This is a genomic window from Roseofilum acuticapitatum BLCC-M154 (assembly GCF_030068475.1).
Lineage (GTDB): Bacteria > Cyanobacteriota > Cyanobacteriia > Cyanobacteriales > Desertifilaceae > Roseofilum > Roseofilum acuticapitatum.
On sequence record NZ_JAQOSP010000056.1, the window covers coordinates 1 to 25,115 of the forward strand.

Below are 25,115 nucleotides of genomic sequence, written 5' to 3' on the forward strand. Positions count from 1 at the left end.
TCATATCAAGTCCGGTTTCCGCAAGCGGACATGAAAATTTGTTAAGAAGCGGGCAAGATGCCCGCACTCCTCGAATTCTTTGATATGACTGGAGTGGGAGCATCTTGCTCCCTGGATTTTTAATTAGGGTATTTAAGCGAATTTGATATCACTCGATAATTATTGACCGGGTTTAGAAGACAGCAAGGATGTTGCTAACCAGGGACTCAGTAATAAAATCAGGAACATGCGGGTCATTTGCATGGCAACCACTAAGCCCGTATTACCTCCGATTTCGATCACGGTTGCTGTCATCGAACTGATTCCCCCTGGTGTTGTGCCTAAAATAGCCGTTAAGGTGTCAATCTGGGTGAGTTGATGAAATTGATAGCCAACGCCTAAACAGATGGCGATCAAAATTATCACTAAACCCAATTGAATCACCATGGATTTAAGTAGGGTTTGGGCAACTTGTCGATCAAATTTAAGACCAATGGATAATCCGAAAAGTAACAAACCGAGAGCAAAAATTGGGGCGGGGACATGCAGGGGATAGGGGAGTGTCCAGAAGGTGATTAAGCCCAGGAAAAAGGGGCCTAGAAAGACGGCGGCAGGCAATTTTACGATCCTTCCTAGGACGACACCCAAAATGCCACAGAGAGCTAAAATACTGAGGTTGAGAATGGGATTAAGGGGAGTGGAGGGGTAGCTCAGATCCGGAGAAGGGATCGGTTGACTAATGGTTTCACTCGACCAGAAGGTAACTAGGGAAGGGACAATCACGGATACTAGGACAATGCGTAGATATTGCAGAAAAGCGACGGCGATCGCATCTCCTCCTAAATCTTCACTCAGTGCCACTAAACTCGGCCCTGCTCCGGGAATGCAGCCTAAAAAACCGGTGGCTTTGTCTATTCCAGCCCAACGACTCAGCAGATAACCATTCAAGATGCTTAAGCTTCCGGTAATAAGGATACAACCGAGGAGGGGCAGGGCATAGGTTTGAGCTAAAACCAGGGTGTCTAGGGAGAAGCGGGTGGCTGTGGTCAGGGCAATAATGGCTTGACCGATGATGGATAGAATCGAGGGGAGCGATTGTGCTTCACCTCGAAATAGGGCCCAGATGAGACCAAAGATCATGGGGCCAACGAGCCAGGATACGGGAATATGGAGAGTGTTGAACAGGAAAGCTATAGCTGAGGCGATCGCCCCTAAGCCCATATAGTATAAATTTTTTTTGAACTTCTCCTTAAGTGTTTCCCCAGAGGATATCTGCTCTGGCTGATTGGGTTTGGGAACATCGACCATAGTAGAATAGGTGCAAAGTATAAAGAGAAAGGGGATTTTTTATAGTAAATACTATAGCCAAGGGCTGATTATTCCCCGGTTTGAAGTTCAACTTCAGATGTTCCTTGTAAAGTTTTCAATTGGGTTTCGAGTTGTTCAATGCGCTCTAGTAACCGTTGATTGGTTTCTTGCAGTTGCTTGTGTTGACTGCTTAAATAAGGGTCGCTCTCCCACCAGTTAATACCAATTTCTTTGGCTTTATCTACTGAGGCAATTAAGAGGCGAATGCGGACGTTGAGGAGTTCCGTAGAACCCACGGAAACAGAGATGTCGCCAGCAATGACGACTCCTTTATCGAGGACTCTTTCCAGGACATCGGCAAGGGTGGAACTTTGGCTTGAGGGTAGGGGACGGGAGTTTGCAGGCACGGGAATGGGGGAATGGGGGAGTGGGGGAATGGGGGAATGGGGAAAAAACTTGGTTTTGCCCTTTCCTTCCATGAGTTACTGGGCGATGTATTTGCGCTCTTCATTGAGCCGAATTTTGCCTTGTTCCATTAAATGGCGCAAAATATTTACGGTTTCTATCCGATTGAGTCCAACTGCACTTTCGATATCCGATAGTTTGGCTCCTTGGCTTTGGTGTAAGAAGCTATAAACTTGTTGTGCGGGTTGGGGGGGTTGGGGAGCAGTCACGGTAGGGGGAGGAGCTATTTCAGGATCGAAGAGGGTATTGAGAACCAGGTGAGCGGCTGAAAGGTCTAAGTCGGTGCGGGAGAGAAGGATATCTTCGCAGACTTCGCGAAAGGCTTCTTGATTAAGGGCGATCGCAATTTGATGTTCATGACAGATTTTAGCGATCATCAGGCCCGATCGCAAACCCAAGGTTTTCTGGGTTCCGGTTTTCTGCTGAAACTCCATGACAATATCCACAATAGTTTGCGCCTCTTCTGGGGTAATACCGATTTTCTCCACTAAAATAGCCGTCTGGGTTTCCGCTTCTGGATCGGGCATATTTAAGGTTACCAGGCGGTCTAAAAGGGCATCCTGAGTGGCATGAACGCCACAGTATTCTTCCGGGTTACTGGTAAAAATGGCCCGAAATTGGGGATGAACCCGGATATATTCGGATCGGCTGTTGTTGGGAGGAAGTACCAGCAATTTTTCTTCTAAGGTCGATAACAGCACATTATTGACCTCTGGACGGGAGCGATTAAACTCATCGTAAACTAGGGTAAATCCTTCTTTGGCGGCTAAAGTCAACCGTGAATCTACCCAATTTTTTCGCAGTTCATCTTCGAGTTTGATCACACTGTGAATATAATTATCAACCACTTTTTTTCGGGTATATCCGGATTGGTTGCCAATCAGATCGGAGGTTTTCAGTTCATCGTCCCCGAAAATGAGCATGATGGGGCGACTGAGTAAATCTGCGAGGTGTAAGGCGATGGTTGTTTTTCCTGTTCCTGCGGGGCCGCGTAAATGGACGGAGAAGCCGGACTGGAGATAGCGCAGGGCGCGAGTCGTCAGTCGCTCAATGGTGGGCGTATTGACAAAGCCCCTAGAACGGGCATTGAGTAAGGTGGGCATGGGGTGTTAAGTTAGAGTACGGAATACAGGCGATCGCGCTGAGTCACCATGCCTTTTTTTATCAGCGATCTCAGAGTATCTACTGCTTGTACGCGGTTAATCCCTAGGGCTTCTTCGATCGCCGTTAATCGCGATGAGGGAGATTTCCGTAAGAAATTATAAACCTGTTCTTCTTCCGTGGACAGATTCTTTCCATTTTTTTTATCTCCTGTTGCCGCCTCTGGTACGGGAGCTGGGGATGGAGTGGGAAGAGTTGCCGGGGCAGGTTTCGGTGCAACCAGGGCTGGTTTAGGCGTTGGTGTTGGTTTTTTGGCCGCTTTTGATGGCTTAGATTTAAAGGCAGGTTTTGGGGCGGATGGTGCGGGAATAGCAACGGGAGTATCTCCCCAAACCCATTGGTAAAGGTTCTGGCGATATTCTTTTAAGCTGTGGATAAAGCTATCGAGTTCTAGTTGCAGCACTTGAGCATTTTCCTGGCGCTGTTGACAAGTGCTAGAGAGGGTTTTTTTTACTGCCTTTTGCCTCTCTTCGATCTCTACGATGCGCTCTTGGCGTTTTTGCTCTAAGATTTGGCGATAGCTTTCCATTTGCAGATGGAGATCTTCGATGTACTCGGCTAGATCTTCCTGAAGTTGATCGTAGCGTTGTTTACGAGTCTGACGAGCGGTCTGTAAAAAGGTTTGGGTTTCTGTTTGCAGCCGCTCCATCGTCTCCTGAAGACGGGTTGCGACTTCATCGCTCATCAGAAACCGTTCCGTGGTGCAGGTTTCTAGAAAATCTTCAATCTGTTCTCTGAGTTCTTGGGTGTAAGCTTGTAGATTCGCCTGTTGTTGCTCACCCTGGAAGCGCCGTTCTTTTTCTGCTTGCCCTAAGTCCGAGCGAAACTGGCGCAGTTGCTCTTGGAGTTGTACTGCTGCTGCTTGACGTTGGTCGGTTAAGTTCTTAATATGAATTTGAACTGCTTCCGATCGCCCGCGTGTTTGGGTTTGGCGTTGTTCTCTTTGCGATCGCCATTCATCTATAAGCGCCATAGTCTTTTGATCCCCTCCCCTAGTGAAACTCCGTTTTCCCAGACCGCAGTTCCCACGCTCAGAGGAAATAAAAATGGTTTTCTATTTCCCCTAAGTCTAGATGTACTGCCAGTCAGTGTAATGCTGATGTTAGACGGCAGGAACAGCCGCTTGGGCGGTTAGACCGACTGCTTCAGCATATTTGAGGTAAGTTTCAACCGAAGCAATGACCACACGCGCTTCAATGGCCAGCAGTTCAATTCCCACCAAGGAGACTCGAACCCAAGCATCAATGACAATACCTTTATCAAGGATGCGATCGACGACTTCTCCGAGACTCGATGAAGAGTTTACTTTTTCAACAGCCATAATTATCTTCCCCTGTTTTGATTGGGCAATGGTTCCGAGAGCCAAGCTTGTACCGGTCAGGTCACTGTAATATGGATCACAAGTTACCTAGTAAGAGGCTCATATTCATTCATTTTATCGGACAATGGAGGATTATTCGTCAAAATGCTCTTACACTTTACTTAAATTCACCATTTTCCCTCGGCTTCCTCGCCGAGATTTTACTCCTGGGTTATACCCACCGATCTTTATAATCCTGTATGTCAGAATGAACTCACATCTTCCCAAATCAGCAACATCAGAACTGAGCCACAATGGAACGGCTGCTTAACCAACGATATCAATTTATTAAAACCCTTGGCTCCAACCAGCTTGGCCAAACTCACCTGGTGGGAGATACCCATCTACCGGGCCATCCTCGATGTGTGGTCAAGCAATTGAAGCTTCCCGGTAGTAATCCCAAAACCTTAGAATTCAGTCTAATTTTACTGAACAAGAAGGCGGAAGCCCTTAAAAGTCTTGGCGCTCATCCTCAACTGCCTAAACTGCTCGATTATTTTGAGGATAGTCAAAGTTTTTATTTGGTCGAAGAGTTTATTATTGGTACTTCCTTGCGCGAGCAATTAGAGTCTCAGCCCCAATGGACAGAACCTCAAGTGATCGGTTTATTGGAGGAAGTGTTACAAATATTAGTGTTTATCCATAGTCGGGGGTTGATCCATCGCTCAATTGAGCCAGCGAATTTAATTCGCCGAAAATCGGACGATCGCCTGGTGCTAACGGGATTTGGGATTTTTAAGGAGATTGGCACTCAAGTGATGCGCTCTCAACAACAACTGTTGAAAGCCCAAAGAAATGGATCGGGGGTCTATGTTTCTCCAGAACAAGACCAAGGACAAGCCCATTTTAATAGTGATATCTATTCTTTAGGCATGGTTGGCATTCAATTACTGAGCGGCCAAAGTCTTTTGGAATTATCGGCACTCAGGGGTAAAACGACCCAAGATTGGTACGATGGGGTGAAGGGGAGTCCAGACTTGATTCGGATCTTGAATCGGATGATCGCTCCGGATACGAAGGAACGGTATCAATTGGCGACCAGTGTCTTGGAGGATTTGGCGAATCAGCAAGCGGGTAGTGCGCCCTTAGTGCTATCCGATAAGCCTGTCCCGATCCCCCAAGAGCAAAAAAATCCTGCTTATGAAGAAGCGACTCCGGTTATTCCTGTGCCTCCGTTACATACTAAGCGTTATCTGTTGCCGTTAAGTGTGGTGTTAGGAAGTTTGGTGTTGTTGGGTATCGCCCTGGGATCGAGTCGTTTATCGTTATCGGGGTTGAGAAATTCGGGACTGAAGGAGGCCAAAGTCTATGTGGAAGAGGGCAATTTAGAGAAGGCTTTGGAGAGGTATAATGAGGCGATCGCCAAACAGCCAAAAAATGGTGAGGCTTATTATCAACGGGGTTTGATTCATCAGGATCGGGAGAATCTTCAGTTGGCTCTGGAGGATTTTACCCAGGCGATTTTGCTGGAGAGTCACCTCACTGAGTCTTATTATCAACGAGGTAATATTCGATTTGAATTGGGCGATCGCCAAGGAGCCAAAGCGGATTATACTGAAGCGATCGAGCTTGACCCTAGTTTTGCCCCTACCTATGTAAATCGGGGTAGCGTCTTGTCGGATTTAGGGGATGATAAGGGGGCGATTCTGGATTACACTCAGGCCCTAGAAATTGAGCCAACGTTGGGCGCAGCGTATTTGAATCGTTGTTTATCTTGGTCGAATGTGGGGGATCAGGATCGGGCGATCGCCGATTGCACCCAAGCCATTAATCTAGAACCCACCGATGGCTTTGCCTATCAAAATCGAGGGTTAGCCAGGCGGAAAAAACTGGATTATCAAGGGGCGATCGAGGACTATAATATTGCCATTCGTCTCGATCCCGACGATCCGGTTCCCTATCATAATCGAGGTTTAACGCGGTTGGATTTAGGAGATCTGCAAGGGGCGATCGCCGATTTTTCACGGGCGATCGAGCATAAATCGGATTTTGCTCTAGCCTATTACGATCGAGGATTAGCCCACTTAAAACGACAGCAAGCTGATAAAGCGATTGCCGATTTCCAAAAAACAGCCCAACTCTGCCTGAGTATGGGTAGAGTTGGGTGCTATGAAGATGCAAAATATCAATTGGATCAATTACCCTCTTCTGGAGAGGCTACGCCATAATCCGCCGTCGTCCTGTACCTCCTCTAGGAGCTTCATCTCCTCTACGCTCGTATCCATATCCATAAACCACTTCTGTGGATTCGGATGCCACAGAGAGACTCAGTAATTCAGAGGAAGGAACGGGAGTCATGACGACCGTGTTGACTAAGAGTAGAGGGAAAACCAGTAGAGAGATTGGAGTTTGCATAGAGAGGATTTAGAACGCTTCTATACTCTCTTTACTGAGACCCTAAGTACGATCCGGACGTTTTATTCTATTTTTGTTTTAAGACCACCAAAGTAATATCATCAAAAACCTTCTGTTCTCCAATAAACTGGCGTACATCCTCAATAATCCGGTCACGAATTTGAGTGGCTGAATGTTGCCTATGCTCTTGAGCCAATTGAGTTAAACGCTCTAACCCATACTGCTGATTCTCCAGATTTTCCGCTTCCGTAATTCCATCTGTATAGAGGATAATCACATCATCTGAATTTAAAAACAGCTCTTGTTCATGAATAAATTCACCAATCTGCCAATCTAAACCTATGGGAAATCCTAAATCAAGAGTATCAATCAACTCCAGCTCTCCATTCCCTCGCACCACAATAATTTCTTCATGTTGTCCACTCACTTTCATCAAACCCTCTTTATAGTTAAGAATAGCCAAACTCATATTCTTATGCGAGTTCATCCGTTCTAAGTTTTGACAGAGAGTTTTATTAACCATTTCCAAAAAATGGATCGCACGGGTTTCCTGCATATTTTCCAGGGTTCGCACCACCGTTTGCGCCATCAGCATTAAAACCCCACTTTCCAAACCATGGCCAGTTACATCCCCAATCGTAATCTTGATGCGATCGCCTTCCTGCAAAATATCGTAATAATCCCCCCCCACTTCATCCGCAGGTTCCATATAGCAAGCAATTTCCAAATCTTCCACACTCTCTAATTCTGTAGCTTTTGGCAGCACCATCTGTTGAATCTTTTTTGCCACATCCAACTCGGAACTCAAGCGGAGATTCTCCGAGGTTAATTGTTCATTTAAGGTTTTAATTTCGGCATTCGCTAAAGCCAGTTCCGCCGTGCGCTCTTCAACTTTTTGTTCTAAGTTGCGGTATAGATATGCATTTTCTAGAGCGATCGCCGCTTGCCCAGAAATCACTTGTATAAGATTCACTCGTTTATCCGTAAATGCCCCTGTTATTAAGTAATTTTCTAGATAAACAATACTAATAAGTTGACCTTGATTAACCAACGGCACACAGAGAATTGATTGAGGTTGATGGGTTTGAATATAACTATCCTGAGTGAAATTCCCGGATTGTAACACATTATTCAACACCACACTTTCCTGAGTTCTAGCTACATAATTGACAATAGCATGGCAAACTTCCGTCGCTTCTTCTATGGGCAATTGTTGAAGTACCTCAATTTCTTCAGAGTTAATGTTTCCCGATGCTTGAAGGATTAAATTTCCTCGATCGACAATCATCAAACAGCCCGTTTGTGCCCCAGCATTTTGCAGGATAATTTTCATTAACTCCACCAATAGCTTATCTAAAACAATCTCTCCAGAAATAATCTGATTCGCCTTAAACACGGTTTTCATATCTAAGGTCTTATATAGATTTTTTCCACTAGACGTTTCAGTTATAGTCTTAGTAACATTTAAATTCTGTTGTGCAACAGCACTTAATAAGGTTGAATACTGTCGATTTAAGTAGTTAACTTTCGCTAAAGCACCCCAAAGCATATAAGCATAGCTTGCGTCCTGCATGTACGATTGGGCAATCTTACCTTTTCCCCAGTTTAAGTAAAACTTAGCAGCCAGTTCATTCGCTAGGGCTTCTTCATGAATATATTGATTTTCATGGGCAGCCGATATTGCCCGGTCATAATCTGCAATCGCTTCCGCTTTGTTGCCATACACTCTATGTTTTTCAGCTTGCAACAAATACCATTTATGTAGATGATTACTGGGAGAACACTGCGCCCATTGATTCACCGTTTTTTCGTGAACATCCAGCCGTTCTAAGTAACTATTTTTATTTCCGTCTGAATCCAATGACAAAATAGCTAGATAGGTTAATGCAGCATAGAAATGAAAACAGGGAATACACACCATACCTGTCACTGCATTTTCATAATTATTTTCTTCTGCAATTTTGATATACTCTAATGCAGACTGATAATCTTCAAATAAATAGGCTAAAAGCAACTTGTAGAGATAAAGTAAGCTCAACGCTGTTAATTCTTGATCCTCTTCGTGTTTGGGGATTCTCTCGATTTCATTGTAGACTTCTCCCAGCAGTCGATGGGGTTCAGGAAATGTTTCTCTCAGGTTTATCCCGGTTTGTTGCAGGAGATCCAAATACCCTAATGGAGAAAACTGTTTAATTGAGATCATTAAATGACGATAGTCTAACAGTTCACGGATCATCGGTTCAAGTTCAGTCCCGAATAAGAATCTTTGTAAATAAGAATTGGAGATACTATATCCACAAAACAAAAAATCACCGGTTTCCAAGCCTGACTTATGTCCTTCATATAAAGTGGCACTGGTCTCTCGAAAGTGATCTTTAAAGTGTTGAATATGGTTGCCAAACATATTCAGGACAATAGATTTAAAGTTATGCCAATGAAAACGATCCAGCAAATTCAGGGATAATCGACCAAAGGCATAACCCTCTTCTAATTCTTGCCAAACTGAACAGAGTACCAAGCCATGGAGAACATAGCCGACGACTGAGGCAGGGGAATTGCCAAATTCAAGGGATAGGCGAACCATGGTGATCCCCACCATTGGCAGTAAATCGGGCTTACCTTGGAAAACAGGAGCCAGTAGCATATGTAATATGTTCATGGAGGCCTGGATATGGCGATCGCTCATGATCGGCAGATCGATTAACTCCTCAATGGTTCTGCCTTCGAGTTGTTGATTGAGAGCTTGTAGCGCCTCATTATTTTGCGTGGCATTCATAGAAGCGGGTACATCCACCCCCAATTCCTGTAAGACTTGTCTACCCAAATCCACAGATTCCTGCATTTTACCTTGACCGGTATATGAACTAATTAGCACTTCATAGACCGGGATTTTGTCGAGAATTGTCTGGCCGTGGTGTAAGACTTGATTGGCTCTCTCTTGCATCCGATCTAAATCGGCATTTAAATAGGCTAACTCAGTGCCTGTGATATAAAGCTTTAAAGTTAAATGATATTGACTGTCCCAAGAATGAGAGTTGAGCAAACCAATCCCAGTTTGCACATACAAAATACCCGCACTGTAGGCCGTTGATTTTTTGGCTTTTTCCCCAGCTTGTAAGTTGAGTTGAGCTAACTCTTCTTTTTCGGAGTCTTGTTCAATGAGTGCTTGGCCTAAATTTAAGTGACCGAGGAAATCAAAGAGCCTTTCTTCTTTCTGTTCTTCAGATGAGTTACCCAGGAGTAAGCGGCCAATTTTCAAATGCAGAGCAGCTTTGTCATCTTCAGCAATTAAGCTATAGGCAGCTTGTTGCACGCGATCGTGCAAAAACTTGTAATCTTGAATGAGCAGTTCTTGATCTAATTCGGATACCGTTAAAATTAGCCTAGATTGAATGGCTTTGACTAAAGCTAAAAATGTATCTTTAGGTGATGTTTGGGCAATAATAGATAACGTGGATAAATCAAAATTAGCACCGATACAAGCGGCTAATTTCAAAACGTCTTGAGTGGCTATCGGTAGTTTTCTCAAGCTTTGAATCATTAAATCGACAACATTATCTGTAATGTTGCAGCTTTCTATCTCCTGCTGATTCCACTGCCATTTTTTCTGTTCATAATCAAAGTTGATTAATTTTTCAGAATATAAGTTAAGCAAAAATTGATTAACAAAAAATGGATTTCCATCTGTTTTTTGAAAGACCAATTCAGCCAAAGAATTGCTTTTTTCTAAACTAGACTTTAAGGTTTCACTCAGAATTTGATTCACATGGTGTAGAGACAGATTGTTTAGGTTTATTTCTTTAATTATGGCTTGAGTCTCTCTTAATTCATTGACCATCATCTCCAGGGGGTGACCTGGATTCACTTCATTATCTCGATAGGCTCCAATGAGTAAAAGATTTTGCAAATTAACATCGGACATCATTAATTTAATCAATTTGAGTGTGGCGGCATCTGCCCATTGTAAATCATCTAGAAAAACGACTAAGGGATGTTCGCGACTACAAGTCGCATGAATAAAATTTTGAAATACTAAGTTAAATCGGTTCTGGCTCTCTGTGGCTCCTAATTCGGCTACTGGCGGTTGCTCACCAATAATGAGTTCGATTTCGGGGATGACATCAATTAATACGTTGCCATTGCTTCCTAGGGCTTGCAGAAACTTATGTTTCCATGCTTGTAATTCTCTTTCACTTTCGGTTAAAATTTGCTCGATGAATTGACTGAAGGCAGTTAAGATTGCTGAGTAGGGAATATTGCGCTTAAATTGGTCAAATTTACCGGAAACAAAATATCCTTTTTTTTCGGTAATTGGTTTGTGAATTTCTTGAACTAAACAGGATTTGCCAATCCCTGAGTATCCGGCTACTAAGATGAATTCGCTTTGGTCTTTTGCTCCCTCGAAGGAACTCAGTAGGGTTTCAATTTCTCTTTCTCTACCATAGAGCTTTTGAGGAATAGAAAAATGATCGGAAACATCATTTTGACCTAGGTCAAATGAGAGGATTGTACCGGTTTGTTGAAGTTGATTAAGTGCAGTTTTTAGATCGGATTCTAATCCCCAGGCACTTTGATACCTATCTTCGGCATTTTTGGCCATGAGTTTCATGGCGATATCGGAGAGGATGGGAGGAAGGGATGGGTTTATTTGATGGGGAGGTTGGGGGGCTTTGGCAATGTGAGCATGAACCAGTTCTAATGGGTCTATCGTCTGAAAAGGGAGTTGATGGGTGAGGAGTTGATAAAATAGGACTCCTAGGGAGTAAAAGTCGGTGCGATAATCTAGGGAGCGGTTCATTCTCCCGGTTTGTTCGGGTGAAATGTAGGGTAATGTGCCTTCTAGGGTGTTGGGATTTTTGAGGGTGGGATTTTCTCGACTTAGGGGTGTGGCGATGCCTAAATCAATGAGTTTGAGTTGTTGGGTTTCAGGGTTGATGACGATATTGGCTGGATTTATATCTTTATGAATAATATTTTGGGCGTGTAGTTCTCCTAAGCTCTGAGCAATTTTAATCATGATTTCTAGAGATTGCTCTAAGTTGAGTGACGATGGGTTGAGGAGGTTGGCTAATGGGATGCCGCCAAAGTCTTCTAGGACGATCGCCAGGGTTCTTTGATAGGGTTGTAAGCTGTAGGCTCTGATTGTGCCTTCTAAATTGAGACTATGGGTGAGTTCGTATTCTTGTTTGTAGCGGGTGAGTTCGGCGGCAGTGGGGTAATCTTGTTTGAGGATTTTGATAATGACGGGGGTTCGATCGCTCTGACGGATGCCACGATAGACTTGTGAGTTGAAGCTATCGTAAATTTGAGTGAGGATTTGATAACCAGGAATATCGATCATGACTGAATTTGTGACTGATCCGAAAAGAGTTCTATCCGATCACAAAGAGCGATCGCCAACTCGATAGGATACCTCGATCGCTCTCTATGATTAGTATTATTCTCAATATGGGCGCAGAAGATGTCAATCAGATCGGCACTTGAGTGACGGAAATCTTGCCGGAAAAACAGATATCGACATCGGTTCCCGGAGTACGATCGCGGCGATCGTAATTTCCGCAGTAAATATACTCACCTGCTTCTACCCGATACTGGAGGGGTAAGGGTTGGGTACTCAAGGGACAAAAGACCATTTCCGGTTCTGGAGAACCCGGTTCTAGATGGGGGATATTCACATTCCAGAAGCATCTCGGCTCTAGGGGATGGGAAAACAGCTTAGATAAAATATGGGCTGTCCATTGGCTGGTTCTCTCCCAGTCGATTTCTAGAGGGCGCTTGATCCAGTGGGAAATGGCTATACCGGGAATGCCATGAATGGCGGCTTCCCTTGCCGCAGCTACGGTTCCGGACATATAGACATCAATGCCCATGTTGCCGCCAGCATTGACTCCAGAGAGTACCCAATCAATTTCCTGATCCAGTTGGGGCTGTAATTGGGCGATCGCCAAGCGAGTACAATCAGCAGGAGTACCATGGACTGCATATTCAGTTGGCGATCGCTCCTCCATCTTCAGGGGTTTATGGGTGGTCGTTTGATGCCCACAGCCAGAATACTGAACCGTCGGTGCAACAAGGATACCCTCACCCCCAAGAGCATTCTGGAGAGCGCGGATACCCGGAGCATCAATTCCATCATCATTCGTTAAAATTATCATCCGTCAAAATGGTCTTAATTTCTACCATCGATCGCCATCATCCAACCCACTAAGCCATCTTGAGTGCGAACTCGGACATATTGCCGTCCACCGTAGAAGAATCTATTATTCCAGTTCACAATTATGGGTTCTCCTCGGTAAACGGTGCGGACGCGATCGCCCTGATTATTATAAATCCCTGACGTAACCCCCACTCGTTCGCGGGAACCCCCACGCACCGGATCGTTAAAATCAATTCCTGGAGGGCCAAAAAAACCGCCACCTCCAGGATTTTGGGCATAATTGCTTTCAAACCGGGCGCGACAGCCATTTTTCACCCAAACAAACCCATTGCCAAACCCCCAGTTCCCAACACAAGGGGCAGTAGAATATTGTTCAACTAAGATCGCCCCATTGCGAGTATCCATGGGGCAGTTGGCTGGCTGTGCATCGCGACTCTCGCAGCGCACCGATTGAACTTGAGCGTTAGCTGGTTGCGGGTTAAGCGTGCTTATGCCCACCATTACACCAGAGGAGAGGGCCGCAGTAAGACAAGATTGCAAGACTCGACGCATAGTTGGGTTAATCAACATAATTTATAGAATGCGAGTTGATTTTAACATTGTCTGTTTCTGACGAGGCTTTTAGTCTGGGAGTGCCAGCCGATCTCTCTCATTCGTTTGGTTAAGAGTGCTTTATAATTTGCTTAGATAGCTTAATCGTTTCCCGTTAATTTATCATTATTGCCTCTTAAAATCATGACTGCTTCCAGCTTACAAGAACTGAAGATCCAACTCGATAGTGACAATCTTCGCGATCGCAAGCTGGCTCTGTTAGCTCTGCGCGATTTCTCCCCAACTGAAGCCATGCCTTTGATCAAAAAAGCACTTCATGACCCCAATCAACAAGTGCGATCCATGGCTATTTTTGCCCTAGGAGTCAAAGCCACAGAAGAATCCTTTCCCCTGTTGGTCAAGCTTTTAGAAGCCGATCCCGATTATGGCATTCGAGCGGATGCGGCTGGTGCGTTGGGCTACTTGCGAGATCTTCGCGCCTTTGAACCCCTGGTGCGGGCGTTTTATGAAGATCCCGATTGGTTGGTACGCTTTAGCGCCGCCGTTTCCCTCGGAAACCTACGGGATCAACGGGCCCATGATGTCCTACTACAAGCCCTAGATAGTGCAGAAGTTGTGATTCAACAGGCGGCGATCGCCGCTTTAGGGGAAATCCAAGACCTCAGCGCCGTCTCTGCTATTTTGAAATTTGCTGGATCGGACGATTGGCTAGTACGTCAGCGTTTAGCGGAAGCCTTGGGTCATTTGCCCTGTAGCCAAAGCCAATCCGCCCTCAAATACCTCAGTAAAGACGCTCACCCCAATGTGGCCGAAGCTGCTACCTTAGCCCTAGAAAACCTGACATTCTGACCCAAATCAAGTTTTAATTTTTTCGGCTGTCGCCGACCTAAAAATTTTTAATTGTTAATTTTTAATTTTTAATTGATATCAGCCCCCAGAGCGCTTGACTTTATAGCCTTTTTGTGATAAGAAAGTAACCATTTTTTGCCCATGATCCCCTTGAATTTCCAAGGTTTGCTCCTTCAGAGTTCCTCCCGCTCCACAGTGGGTTTTCAACTCTTTCAACAGAGCAGACAAGGTGTCCTGAGACTGTTGAAACCCTTGCACCACCGTCACCGTTTTTCCCTTGCGTCCCTTACGAGAGACCTCAACCTTGAGGTTTTGTTGATTAGGCGGTACATCAAGATCTACCGAGTCTCGATCCTCGGTTTCCCCATCATACCCAAATTCTTGATAAACAAAGCGATCGCCCGACTTTGACTTACGTTGAGAACTCATATTAATCCAATCTGTAAATGTTTACACTGATTCAATGGGGGTGGAATGTCGAGTCAGTATTAGCATCGGAGCAACCCCACTCGTCCCCAACCGCACCCCCATTTTTAATTTTTTCGGCTGTCGCCGACATGAAAATTTTTAATTTTTAATTTTTAATTTTTAATTGATCTTAACTATTCCCTAACTTCTCCAAAATATAAAATCCACGAATAAAATCCGCCACCACTTCCGCCGTCGGTACAGATAACTGTTGCATTTTCAGAGTCGTGGTTTCACTCGTCTGAAAATAAGCCGCCGAATTAATCAAGCGCTTACCAAAAGACGGATGATAATAAACATTCAGGGAGCGATCGCTAGAATTGGTTAAACTCACCTGAGTGGGCACAGAGAAAAACTCGTCCGAACCGGCTGGTTTCGGCAGATCTGCACCCACTTTCACCCGTGCCACTCGACTCATCACCTGACTGAGAGCCTTACTAATTTGCTTAATGCGTTTGTGGTCTCGAATGGTCAAATAATCTTCCATATCTGGAGAGCGAATAATTTCCATCACTTCCGTAATATTACGTTGAGTTGCCGTAGAATCCTTAAACGGTAAAATCGCTAAATAGGCGATCGGTAACAGCTCCTCATCCCGGTCTAAACGAAAAACCAACGTCGTCCGACGATAGCCCACCTTCACACTCGGCGGATGATTCATCCCCGGATATTGCTGGGCAATATGATAATAAAACGCCGACAACACAAACGCTGCCCCATGATCGAGTTGGGCATCCACCGTAATACTCACCGTAGGCGGAGTCGGATTAAAAAACTGCTTAAACTCATCCGGCGTAAAATGATAAACCTGGGTATGATCCCCATCCGGACTTAAATCCACCCATTCGCAAGCCATACCATCGGTTTTTAAGCCAAAACGGGACACCCCATGGAGCTTGGCCCCCGTTAGCGTTGCCCCACTCAAATCCGCTCCACTCCATTCCACTTGGATTAAATTCGCTTGGGTCAAATCCGCATGAACCAAACTACAATTGACCAAATTCGCATTACTTAAATCTGCACCAATCAAATTAGTTCCACTCAACTTCGCCTCACTCAAATCGGCCCAACTGAGATTCGTTCCACTGAGATCTACCCATCTCAAATTCGCCCCACTTAAATTCGCTCCACTCAAATTCGCTCGACTGAGATTCGCATGGCGTAAATCTGCATCCCGCAAATCTGAACCACTCAAATCTGCCCGTCCCAAGTCGGTTCCATGGAGATTGGCTCCTTCCAGATTCGCGGCAATCATCGATGTCCCCCGCAAATCCACTTCACTCAGATTTGCCCCACTGAGATTGGCTTGACGCAGGGTTGCTTCTCGTAAATCCGCCCCTGTCAGGTTAGCTCTGCTGAGGTTCGCATTACTCAGTTGAGCGCGAATCAGTTCAGCCCGAATCAGTCCCGCTTGAATCAAACTCGCACCACTGAGATCGGCTCGCACTAAGTTGGCTACATTCAGAATAGCTCGGTTAAAATTGGCTTTAGTGAGATTACATCCACTGAGCCGAGCGACATTGAGTTTTGCTTTACTCAAATCAGCCCCTTGTAGGTTAGCCCCACTGAGGTTAGCTACACAGAGATTAGCTCCACTAAAGTTAGCTTCACTCAAGTTAACCCCACTCAAGTTGGCTTCCGTGAGCAAGATGCCCATGAAATCTCTTTCTCCGGCTTCGTACCGATTAAGCACTTCCTCTTCGTCCATGGCGGTTTCCTACAGATTGGTTGAGTTACACTGGCTTTAGTATAGGTTTCCCATCGGGTATGATAGCTGTGATGATGGGGAGTTGGGAGTGGGTCGTCAGCATCCCCAAGGGGGTGGAATGGATAAGTCGATGAAAATAGGCATTGTTGGTTTAGGGTTAATAGGCGGGTCGTTAGGGTTGACCTTGCGATCGCTCGGTTGGCAAGTTTTAGGAGTTAGCCGTAATCCCCATACCTGTGAGGCAGCCGTTGAACAAGGAGTTGTGGATCGAGCCAGTGTTGAGTTGAGCCAATTAAAATCGGCGGGGATCATTTTTATTTGTACTCCCATTGGTTTAATTGTTCCGATCGCCCAACAGTTATTTCCTTGGCTCTCTCCAGCCACAATTGTAACGGATGTCGGGTCAGTTAAAACCCCAATTGTCGAGTCCCTGGCCCCAGTTTGGCCCAATTTTGTGGGCGGCCATCCCATGGCAGGAACGGCAGAACAAGGGTTAGGTGCAGCTCAGTTGGGATTATTTGAAAATCGTCCCTATGTTCTCACGACCGTGGAGACTACCCCACCCGAATCTTTAGAGCGACTGACCCAAGTGGTGCGATCGCTACAATCAAGAGTCTATCATTGTTCTCCCCAAGACCACGATCGCGCCGTCGCCTTGATTTCTCATTTACCCGTTTTTGCCAGTGCCAGCTTAATTGCTACCTGTGCCGATCAACCAGTAGACACCGTAAGGGATTTAGCCCAAAAATTAGCCAGTTCTGGCTTTGCCGATACCAGCCGCGTGGGGGGAGGTAATCCAGAATTAGGGCGGATGATGGCCGAATATAACCGAGAGGCTCTCAAAGACTCTCTCCTCAGTTATCGCCAAAATTTAGATCGAGTCCTCACCTGGATTGAAAACGAAAACTGGGCCGCCATCGACGGGTACTTACAGAACACCCAGCAAGAGCGACCCAAGTTTTTGTAGGGCATGGGGGAGTGGGGGAGTGGGGGAGTAGGGGAATGGGGGAATGGGGGAGTGGGGGAATGGGGAATAATCTCCCTATCTCCCTATCTCCCTATCTCCCTATCTCCCTAACTTGTCTGCCCAGGGACTAAATTTTCCGCACCTTTAACCACTTTCATCGAGGTAATGCGATCGCCTTTTTTCAGCTCTCGCAAAACTTCCTTACCCTCAACCACATAACCGAACACGGCATAGCGGCCATCTAACAAATTTAAGCCCGCAGGAGTCAATTCCGGTTCAAACAGGAAGAAGAAAAACTGAGAGGAACCTCCATTGGGATCATTATCCGGGCGAGCCATGCCTAGGGTTCCATAGGCAGAAAAGGGTAAAACTGGGTCTTCACGGTAGAGGCCAATTTCTTCTAAGGTAAACCCATAAATCGGCTCTACTTCACCTTGAACCCGAATTTCTAAGGGAATTGTCCGATCTTCCCCTGTCTGGGGATCGACAAACCCATCTTCTGGGCCAGGAGGATCTCCGAGTTGCAGCACATAGGATTCTTCTGCACGGGTGATGGGTAAGCCATCATAAAATCCTTTAGCAACTAAATCCACGAAATTGCCCGCCGTTACTGGAGCATTATAACCATCGATAACGGCTGTTAAGGTTCCTTGTTCCGTTTCAATTTCTACGGTTGCCCGGCCTTTCAATTGGGGTAGGGCACTATATTCAGAGGGCACTTCATAGGGAAACCCTTGCACCATCAGATTTTCTAATGTCTCGACTTCAGAGAGGCAAGTCTCTTGTATAGGAAATGCGGCGGTTTTGTCTTGTTCGGCGACTCGATCCCGAAGGGTATTGAGATCGCTGGTCAGTTGTTCTAAAATTCCTTGAGCTTCAGAGCGGCGAGATTCGGAAATACTGGCTAAAATGTCTTCACTGCGGGTAGACAATAAGAAACTGGCTTCGCTGAGGCTAGAGCTGGCAGCACTCCAACGTCTGCCACGAATGGGGGCAATAATGGATTCTATATCCCCTTGGATCTTAAAAATGGTCGGATTATCAATGGGGAGAGCATAGCGGAGAATGGCATCGCCTTCGGTAATGGCATCTCCTCCAGGGAGGCGGCTTTCTCGGTTAGGAGTGGCTTGGGTTGGCGCACTGAGGGCTACCGAGCAGGTTAAGACCAGGAGGAAAACTAAGGTTGTCTTTAATAAGGACTTGAGGATATGGATCATGGAAATGTTATGTTATAGCGATCGCGCCACGAATAATTAGCTCTGGGTTCATCATCAAAGCTTGGGTGGTGTACGCTTTAGTCTACAACAAAGCTATGCCCCTAAACACTTAAAGATGGGGATAGAGAAATGGTCAGACCCAGGGATTTCCCATTCCTCTATCGGCAACTGTCTAGAAAATCGCGCAGCAAAACTCCCCCGTGATGCGGATAGTCATCGCCGGTTATCACACTCATCTATCTTAAATTTAGGGCAGCCTTAAGCCACAGAAGTTTGACTCGATTCGGCTTCACTGTTTTCCAGCATAACTGCCTTACTCTTATGTCCCTGATGACGATAGGAATAATAACCATGGAAGGCGGCATTTATCATTTCTCTTTGATCGGAAAGAGATAATTGAGCTGATTGTGCTGAAAACTGCTTAAACCAATCTAGCAGCTCTCTTTCATCTTCCGTTATTCGGCCATCATCATGTAAACAAGCCATATAGAGCAAGGTCGTATCCGGACTGAGCAAACTGTCGATCATCATGTGATAGGGGGCTTTAGACGCTTTAAATTTACGCCCTAGAATCTGTAGCTTGTCTTGATCATCAGCACTTAACATAATCACACCTCATTGAGCGATGTTACTTTTTGATTGAGCAATTTTACAGATTGTTAACTTTTGTATTATCCTAGCAATTTAACTTTATAAGAGTTGTGTTTGTTACTACTATTTTCCTCAAGTGTTATGATCCCCTGAATTTCCCAATTATTGCGCTCAATTCAGCTATGAACCGATTTATTTAGATCTTCTTAATCTTTCGGAGATTTTTGTGAACGCCTCTTCAATTTCGCTGTGATTTAATCAATTTTTATCTGTGATTTAAATCAATCCTGCTGACTCATACAACCGACGCAAAATCGCTAGAATTCTGTCTCCATATTGGGGATCGGCTGACCAACGGCCACTGAGTTGACCGACTAAAGGAGCAATTCCACGGGTAACGAATCGAAATCGAGGTGCGACTAATTCTTGAACTAAAGGTTCCGTACTGGCATAGGCTTTAAGTTGTTGAATTTGGGCGCGTACCCCAAGGCGAGCGCTGGGAAAGGATGCACCGGCTGCATTGCCCCCTACATCTCCTAAACCGGCAAAATTATTCTGATTGGATTGAATTTCGCCCCCAAATCTTAAGAAACCGGTTTCTAAACACATTTGGGCAAAGGCAATATCATAATTGATCCCTTCAATGGCTCCTTCCTCGCGGTAGAGACGGGGGAGATCGGGAAATTGCTGTAGTCCTTTTTCATCATTGGCTTTGAGGAACATCATCAATTGCACTTCGGTTGTTTTCCCGTGACCCATAATTCGGTCTAGGTCACCGGGGCAGAGTTTCAAAATCGATCGCAAAACGACTGTCCGAGTGGCATTTTCCCAGCCGACAGAAATGTTATAATCCCGTAGCTCGATCGCCTTAATATAAACAATGTTGCGATAATTAATCCGGCGCACATTGGGATCTTGGCTTAAATCAATGCCGAGTTGGTCAACCAAATCAATGGGAATATAGGAATTACCGTTGATAATCATGCCTTGTTCCCCGTAAATTTGACCATTGATATTAATATTAATGGGAGGATAATTTGGGGTGGGAGAAGGAGTAGGAGAGGGACTTGGAGAGGAATTAAGACTACGGTTCCAAGCGGAGAGTCCATCGGCGATCCCCAAGGCCATATCGCGGCGACGATCTTGGATTAGAGATCGGTCATCAGGGTTGGTGATTAATCCGACTTCCATCAGTAGGGAAGGAATATAAATATTACGAATAAAAACCAGTTTTCCGAGACCACTATTGCTATCGGGTTTAGCTCCTCTGGTGGGCAGTTGGGGAACGCGACGCAAAAGGGCTAAGAGTAATAATTCGGCATGGGCGCGGCGTTCGTCATTGTTGGCGATGTAAAAGACGCTGGCTCCGCGCACGGATGGATTATAAAAGGCGTTAGCATGGAGTTCAAGGGCGATATCTCCAGAGCGAACGCGACTGTTGATCCAGGTGATGGTTTGGGCTTCGCTGAGGTCGTCGGGAACGCTGAGAACTTCGATATTGCGCGATCGCAACTCGGCCACCACTAAATCCCGCAGTTGGATCATCTCCTTGGCTTCCGTGGTTCCTCCGGCGATCGCCCCTGGATCGCGCATTCCGTTTTCTAATCCTCCATGACCTGCCGATAGAAAGATCCTGCCCATATTGAATTCTCTAATTGCCTACAAACTGTATAAACTGTGAATATTATCCTTGGTTTTGCCAGCCATGAGTACCCCAAGACTGCATCCGGATACTATTGAAGAGATTAAGCAACGGGTTGATATTGTCGAGGTGATCTCGGAACGGGTGGTGCTGAAGAAACGGGGACGGGAGTTTGTGGGGTTGTGTCCATTCCATGAGGAAAAAAGCCCTAGTTTTACGGTGAGTCCGACGAAGCAGATGTTTTACTGCTTTGGCTGTGGGATGGGGGGAAATGCGATTAGTTTCCTGAAACAGTTGGATAGTCGCTCGTTTGGGGAGGTGGTTTTAGATCTGGCACGGCGCTATGAAGTGCCGATCCGCACGTTGGATGTTGAAGAGAGGGAGGAGTTTCAGCGCCAATTATCGCTTCAAGAGCAATTGTATGAGGTGGTGGCGATCGCCGCCAGTTTTTTCCAACATGCCCTCCAGCAACCGGAAGCGGAGGAGGCGTTGAACTACTTAAAGGAGCAGCGAGGCTTGGCTAAGGAGACGATCCAGGGATTCGGGTTGGGATATGCACCGAGCGGATGGCAGTCCTTATATCGCTATCTAGTAGAGGTAAAAGGGTATTCGGTGAAGGTGGTGGAGCAAGCGGGGTTAGCGATCGAGCGCAAGTCAGGAGCGAGTTATTATGATCGGTTTCGCGATCGCCTGATGATTCCCATTCATGATGCTCAGGGACGAGTCGTAGGGTTTGGGGGGCGATCGCTTGGCGACGCGCAACCGAAGTATCTGAATTCTCCAGAAACGCCAATTTTTGATAAGGGAAATCTGTTATTTGGTTTAGATCGGGCGAAAAAGGCTATTTCTAAACAGGATCGGGCGATCGTGGTGGAGGGGTATTTTGATGCGATCGCCCTCCATGCGGCCGGTATTTCCGAAGTTGTCGCATCTTTGGGGACGGCGTTAAGTGCGTCTCAGGTGAAGAAGCTGGTGCGTTATACGCCATCAAAATCGATTATCCTCAATTTTGATGCCGATCGAGCCGGAACTACTGCGACGGAACGAGCCATTTCTGAAGTCGCCAATTTAGTGTATCAAGGGCAAATTCAACTCAGAATTCTCAATCTTCCCCAGGGTAAAGATGCGGATGAGTTTCTCAAGTCCGCCGGAAGTCCAGAGCCTTATCTAGACTTAATACAAAATGCTCCCCTATGGCTCGACTGGCAAATTGAACAAACCTTGAAGGGCAAAGAACTTAGATCGGCTGATGGTTTTCAACAAGTGGCGCAAGCTTGGGTGAAACTCCTGAGCAAAATTGAAGATCCGACGACGCGCACCTACTATATCAATATCTGTGCGGAACATCTGAGCCAAGGAAATGGCGATCGCCTCAAATTCATCGCCGAAGACTTGGCAAAACAGATACAGCGTCTGCGTCGCATTCCCAAAACCAAGCATAATCCCAAAGTTCCCAAAATTGAGGTCAAGATTACCCCAGAAGACCGGCTATTGTTGGAGACTGAAAGCCTGATTTTGCGGATTTATCTCCATGCACCGGAAGCGCGTGAGTATTTTTTACAGATTATGGGCGATCGGCATCTCACCTTCCAATGCGCTCCCCATCGGTTCCTCTGGTCACAGATTGAAAGTTTACGAGAAACTTTACCCATAGATTCTGTCAAGTTAGTCTCTAAACTGCAAGATGAGGTAGGGCACTTTCCGAATTACAGCGATCAATTTCATCCCTTATTGTATTTACAAGAAAAACATCTTTCTGATATTCAGAAACCCATTTTATCGATTGAAAAAGCTGCCTTGACCTTAGAGAAAATCCTCTGTCGAAAACGCAGCCGCTATGCTGCCGAGCGGCTGGCTAAGATTGATCCCAAATTGGATCTAAAAGGGTATAAATATTTTAGCCAGCAGTTAATTGAAAATAAGCAGCGCGAACAAGAATTAGAACGGCTAAGGAGTGCGACGGTCTCTGAATTGGTCTCCAGCAGTTGAAGACTAACCGCTCACCCCTGAACGATTACAGATTTTTAATTTTTAATTGATTATGTCTTATCACTAAAGTTAAGGAAGCTTTCAGGAATTAAAAATCTAGGGAGCAAGATGCTCCCACTCCAGTCATATCAAAGAATTCGAGGAGTGCGGGCATCTTGCCCGCTTCTTAACAAATTTTCATGTCCGAGAAGCGGAAATACCCTAATTAAAAATCCAGGGAGCAAGATGCTCCCACTCCAGTCAGATCAAAGAATTCGAGGAGTGTGGGCATCTTGCCCGCTTCTTAACAAATTTTCATGTCCGCTTGCGGAAACCGGACTTGATATGAAAAAGCCCGATCTGAGTTAATCATTAGTAGAAATGGGGAATGGAGATCCAAACGCACTACGGGCTTTTTCTCATGGGTGTTATGGCTCTAGATAGATTGATTAAATTTAATTCCTCGATCGCCATCCGAGCCAGTTGTGCAGCCGCTCCCTGTTGTCCGCGCACCCTCATGAGGCGATCGCGCATTGCCTGTAATTGTTCTGGATGCTCTAAATACTCAATCACTTGCTGGGCAACGTCTTCAGCCTCTAAATGTCCCACCCATTCCGGCACAATCATCTCTTTTGCCCAAATATTGGGCCAAGCAAAAAATTCTCCTCGCTTTTGTTTCCAAAAGATAATCACTTTATTAATTGCCTTAGCAATACTCGAACCTATAGCCGGTAAATGAGCCAATAGTCCCCAAATGCCATCCCAACTCCGCATTGCGTCAAGCTGTTGGGTGGGTAATAAGACGATCATGGGAATGCCTAAAGACCCCAATTCGGCGGTATTTGCCCCCACAGTTGTGATGCATAGTTGACATTGAGTCAGGAGATCATAGGCGGGAAAAGTCGTCCAGAGGTCAATTTCTAAGCCACTGGTGGTTTTTAGGCGCGGCTTAGTTCCGGTTTCGATTAATTCTGCTTCTCCGGTGGGCCAATAGTGCAAACTGGGATTGAATTGGGGATCGCCAAATTGGGCTAAGGTCTGGATATCGAGGGTGGGGGCAACGGGAATGATAAATTGGGTTTGCGGGCGCTGTTGATGGATGAGTTGGGCGATCGCCAAAGCAAAGGGTACTCCCGGCCGTAACTTATCCGGTTTTGACCCCGGTAATAAGGCAATTAAGTCCCCTTTAATGGCAGACTCTGAGGGTGGATTATACTGGGCTGAGTCTGCCATTAAATCCCCCACAACGGTAAATTTATGGGCTAAACTCGGCTTTACCTTGTCCAAAATTTGCCGATTCATGATGGCAAAGCGATCGATCCAAGGCTGCCATCGGGCTGCCCATTCCGCATAAACTAGGGTGCGATAACCCAACCGCTTGCCCAACATGAGGGTAAAAAATTGATCGCCACCGAGAAAGATAACCAGACCGCGATCGCTCCATTCCCAATTTTGGGCCGTTTTGCCCCACAATAAAAAAGGAATAAAATCTTCCGGCCCTTGAACTCGGTTTACTCCTGGCAAAGCTGCTGCCATCTGGGTTTCCGAACCACTCGCATGGGGACATGGAGACAAGACAACCGAGATGCGAAACTTGTCATTGTTGCCTCCTAAAGCCTGGCGAATTTCTTTGACCACTGGACGCACCCAAGTGGTTAATTCTCCCGGCCCATTGGAGAGAATCAAAATATCAATCATAGATTCAGACACAGATATGGATATAACCTCGTTAATTGAAGCGATCCAAGCTGGCGATCGCCCTACAGTAGAAACATTAACTCAAACTGGCGATAAAACTGCATTAAGTGACCAGGGAAATCTGGCCTTGATTGCTGCGGCTGAAACAGGCAATGGGGAGATCTTACAAGTTTTAATTGCCGCCAACTTTGATGTTAATCAAGGAGATGAGGATGGATGGACAGCCTTAATGGAAGCCAGTGCCGGGGGTCATTTAGACCTGGTAAAACAACTCCTAACTGCTGGAGCGAATGTCAATACCCAAAGTAACGATGGCATCACCCCCCTAATGGCTGCTGCGGCTAAAGGTCACACTGGAGTAGTGACGCTCCTGGTTGAGCAGGGAGCGGACTTAAAAGCCAAGGATAAGAACAGTTGGACAGCTTTGATTTGGGCTTCCGCAGAAAAACAGACGGAGATGGTGAAACTGCTACAAACCTTGCGCTCTCAGCCAGGGGAGTAGGAACGGGGATACAGCACTTTGCGCTGTTACAGCAGTTTTCGCGCTTTATGTGGGACATCTTGATCCCCCTTTCATGTCCGCTTGCGGAAAATCCCCCTTAAAAAGGGGGACTTTCCTATTCCCCCCTTTTTAAGGGGGGCAAGGGGGGATCTTTTCCTACTGTCCACC

Annotated in this window: 20 protein-coding genes; 5 read left to right on the forward strand and 15 right to left on the reverse strand. The window is 45.8% G+C overall.

Going from position 1 to position 25,115, the window contains the following annotated elements:
- Positions 1-159 precede the first annotated feature (159 nt).
- From PMG71_RS07890 to gvpA, 5 genes are all read right to left on the reverse strand, one after another.
- On the reverse strand, positions 160-1,287 hold the full coding sequence (locus tag PMG71_RS07890; protein WP_283753113.1) for an AbrB family transcriptional regulator: 1,128 nt from the start codon (positions 1,285-1,287) through the stop codon (positions 160-162).
- Between the two features lie 68 nt (positions 1,288-1,355).
- Positions 1,356-1,694, reverse strand: a complete 339-nt coding sequence (locus tag PMG71_RS07895; protein ID WP_347179226.1) for a gas vesicle protein — start codon at positions 1,692-1,694, stop codon at positions 1,356-1,358.
- Positions 1,695-1,769: 75 nt separating this feature from the next.
- On the reverse strand, positions 1,770-2,855 hold the full coding sequence (gene gvpN, locus PMG71_RS07900; protein WP_283753115.1) for a gas vesicle protein GvpN: 1,086 nt from the start codon (positions 2,853-2,855) through the stop codon (positions 1,770-1,772).
- Positions 2,856-2,866: 11 nt separating this feature from the next.
- A complete protein-coding gene (locus tag PMG71_RS07905; protein WP_283753116.1) occupies positions 2,867-3,886 on the reverse strand; it encodes a helix-turn-helix domain-containing protein in 1,020 nt (339 codons plus the stop codon).
- A gap of 129 nt (positions 3,887-4,015) precedes the next feature.
- Positions 4,016-4,234 (reverse strand): gas vesicle structural protein GvpA, encoded by a 219-nt coding sequence (gene gvpA / locus PMG71_RS07910; protein WP_283753117.1) that lies wholly within the window; start codon positions 4,232-4,234, stop codon positions 4,016-4,018.
- Between the two features lie 293 nt (positions 4,235-4,527).
- Between gvpA and PMG71_RS07915 the strand changes: the two genes are divergently transcribed.
- Positions 4,528-6,441 carry a tetratricopeptide repeat protein gene (locus tag PMG71_RS07915; protein WP_283753118.1) on the forward strand — a complete coding sequence of 638 codons (1,914 nt, stop codon included), beginning with the start codon at positions 4,528-4,530 and terminating at the stop codon, positions 6,439-6,441.
- On the opposite strand, the gene PMG71_RS07920 is transcribed toward PMG71_RS07915, so the two are convergent.
- The 4 genes from PMG71_RS07920 to PMG71_RS07935 form a co-directional block, all read right to left on the reverse strand.
- A complete protein-coding gene (locus tag PMG71_RS07920; protein ID WP_283753119.1) occupies positions 6,431-6,628 on the reverse strand; it encodes a hypothetical protein in 198 nt (65 codons plus the stop codon). The two genes, PMG71_RS07915 and PMG71_RS07920, sit on opposite strands and share 11 nt — an antisense overlap.
- Before the next feature lie 67 nt (positions 6,629-6,695).
- Positions 6,696-11,969 carry an AAA family ATPase gene (locus PMG71_RS07925; RefSeq protein ID WP_283753120.1) on the reverse strand — a complete coding sequence of 1,758 codons (5,274 nt, stop codon included), beginning with the start codon at positions 11,967-11,969 and terminating at the stop codon, positions 6,696-6,698.
- A gap of 127 nt (positions 11,970-12,096) precedes the next feature.
- Positions 12,097-12,783 carry a 5'/3'-nucleotidase SurE gene (gene surE / locus PMG71_RS07930; RefSeq protein WP_283753121.1) on the reverse strand — a complete coding sequence of 229 codons (687 nt, stop codon included), beginning with the start codon at positions 12,781-12,783 and terminating at the stop codon, positions 12,097-12,099.
- Positions 12,784-12,797: 14 nt separating this feature from the next.
- On the reverse strand, positions 12,798-13,355 hold the full coding sequence (locus PMG71_RS07935) for a DUF3011 domain-containing protein (protein WP_283753122.1): 558 nt from the start codon (positions 13,353-13,355) through the stop codon (positions 12,798-12,800).
- A 165-nt stretch (positions 13,356-13,520) separates the two neighbouring features.
- Here PMG71_RS07935 and PMG71_RS07940 point away from each other — a divergent pair, with 165 nt between their 5' ends.
- On the forward strand, positions 13,521-14,186 hold the full coding sequence (locus PMG71_RS07940; protein ID WP_283753123.1) for a HEAT repeat domain-containing protein: 666 nt from the start codon (positions 13,521-13,523) through the stop codon (positions 14,184-14,186).
- 78 nt (positions 14,187-14,264) lie between these two features.
- Here PMG71_RS07940 and PMG71_RS07945 read toward each other — a convergent pair whose 3' ends face one another.
- Together PMG71_RS07945 and PMG71_RS07950 are read right to left on the reverse strand one after the other, a co-directional pair.
- Positions 14,265-14,615: a translation initiation factor gene (locus PMG71_RS07945; protein ID WP_283753124.1), complete on the reverse strand. Its 351-nt coding sequence runs from the start codon at positions 14,613-14,615 to the stop codon at positions 14,265-14,267.
- Positions 14,616-14,784: 169 nt separating this feature from the next.
- Entirely contained in the window at positions 14,785-16,362 is a 1,578-nt protein-coding gene (locus tag PMG71_RS07950) for a pentapeptide repeat-containing protein (protein WP_283753125.1), read from the reverse strand.
- A gap of 130 nt (positions 16,363-16,492) precedes the next feature.
- Here PMG71_RS07950 and PMG71_RS07955 point away from each other — a divergent pair, with 130 nt between their 5' ends.
- Positions 16,493-17,329, forward strand: a complete 837-nt coding sequence (locus PMG71_RS07955) for a prephenate/arogenate dehydrogenase (RefSeq protein ID WP_347179227.1) — start codon at positions 16,493-16,495, stop codon at positions 17,327-17,329.
- Between the two features lie 107 nt (positions 17,330-17,436).
- On the opposite strand, the gene PMG71_RS07960 is transcribed toward PMG71_RS07955, so the two are convergent.
- From PMG71_RS07960 to tftA, 3 genes are all read right to left on the reverse strand, one after another.
- Positions 17,437-18,546 (reverse strand): peptidylprolyl isomerase, encoded by a 1,110-nt coding sequence (locus PMG71_RS07960; protein WP_283753127.1) that lies wholly within the window; start codon positions 18,544-18,546, stop codon positions 17,437-17,439.
- Positions 18,547-18,804: 258 nt separating this feature from the next.
- Entirely contained in the window at positions 18,805-19,152 is a 348-nt protein-coding gene (locus tag PMG71_RS07965; protein WP_283753128.1) for a hypothetical protein, read from the reverse strand.
- A 261-nt stretch (positions 19,153-19,413) separates the two neighbouring features.
- Positions 19,414-20,778 (reverse strand): hormogonium tapered terminus morphoprotein TftA, encoded by a 1,365-nt coding sequence (gene tftA / locus PMG71_RS07970; protein ID WP_283753129.1) that lies wholly within the window; start codon positions 20,776-20,778, stop codon positions 19,414-19,416.
- Between the two features lie 64 nt (positions 20,779-20,842).
- Here tftA and dnaG point away from each other — a divergent pair, with 64 nt between their 5' ends.
- A complete protein-coding gene (gene dnaG, locus PMG71_RS07975) occupies positions 20,843-22,768 on the forward strand; it encodes a DNA primase (protein WP_283753130.1) in 1,926 nt (641 codons plus the stop codon).
- Positions 22,769-23,152: 384 nt separating this feature from the next.
- On the opposite strand, the gene PMG71_RS07980 is transcribed toward dnaG, so the two are convergent.
- On the reverse strand, positions 23,153-24,445 hold the full coding sequence (locus PMG71_RS07980; protein WP_283753131.1) for a glycosyltransferase family protein: 1,293 nt from the start codon (positions 24,443-24,445) through the stop codon (positions 23,153-23,155).
- Between the two features lie 16 nt (positions 24,446-24,461).
- Here PMG71_RS07980 and PMG71_RS07985 point away from each other — a divergent pair, with 16 nt between their 5' ends.
- Entirely contained in the window at positions 24,462-24,947 is a 486-nt protein-coding gene (locus PMG71_RS07985; RefSeq protein ID WP_283753132.1) for an ankyrin repeat domain-containing protein, read from the forward strand.
- Positions 24,948-25,115: the final 168 nt, after the last annotated feature.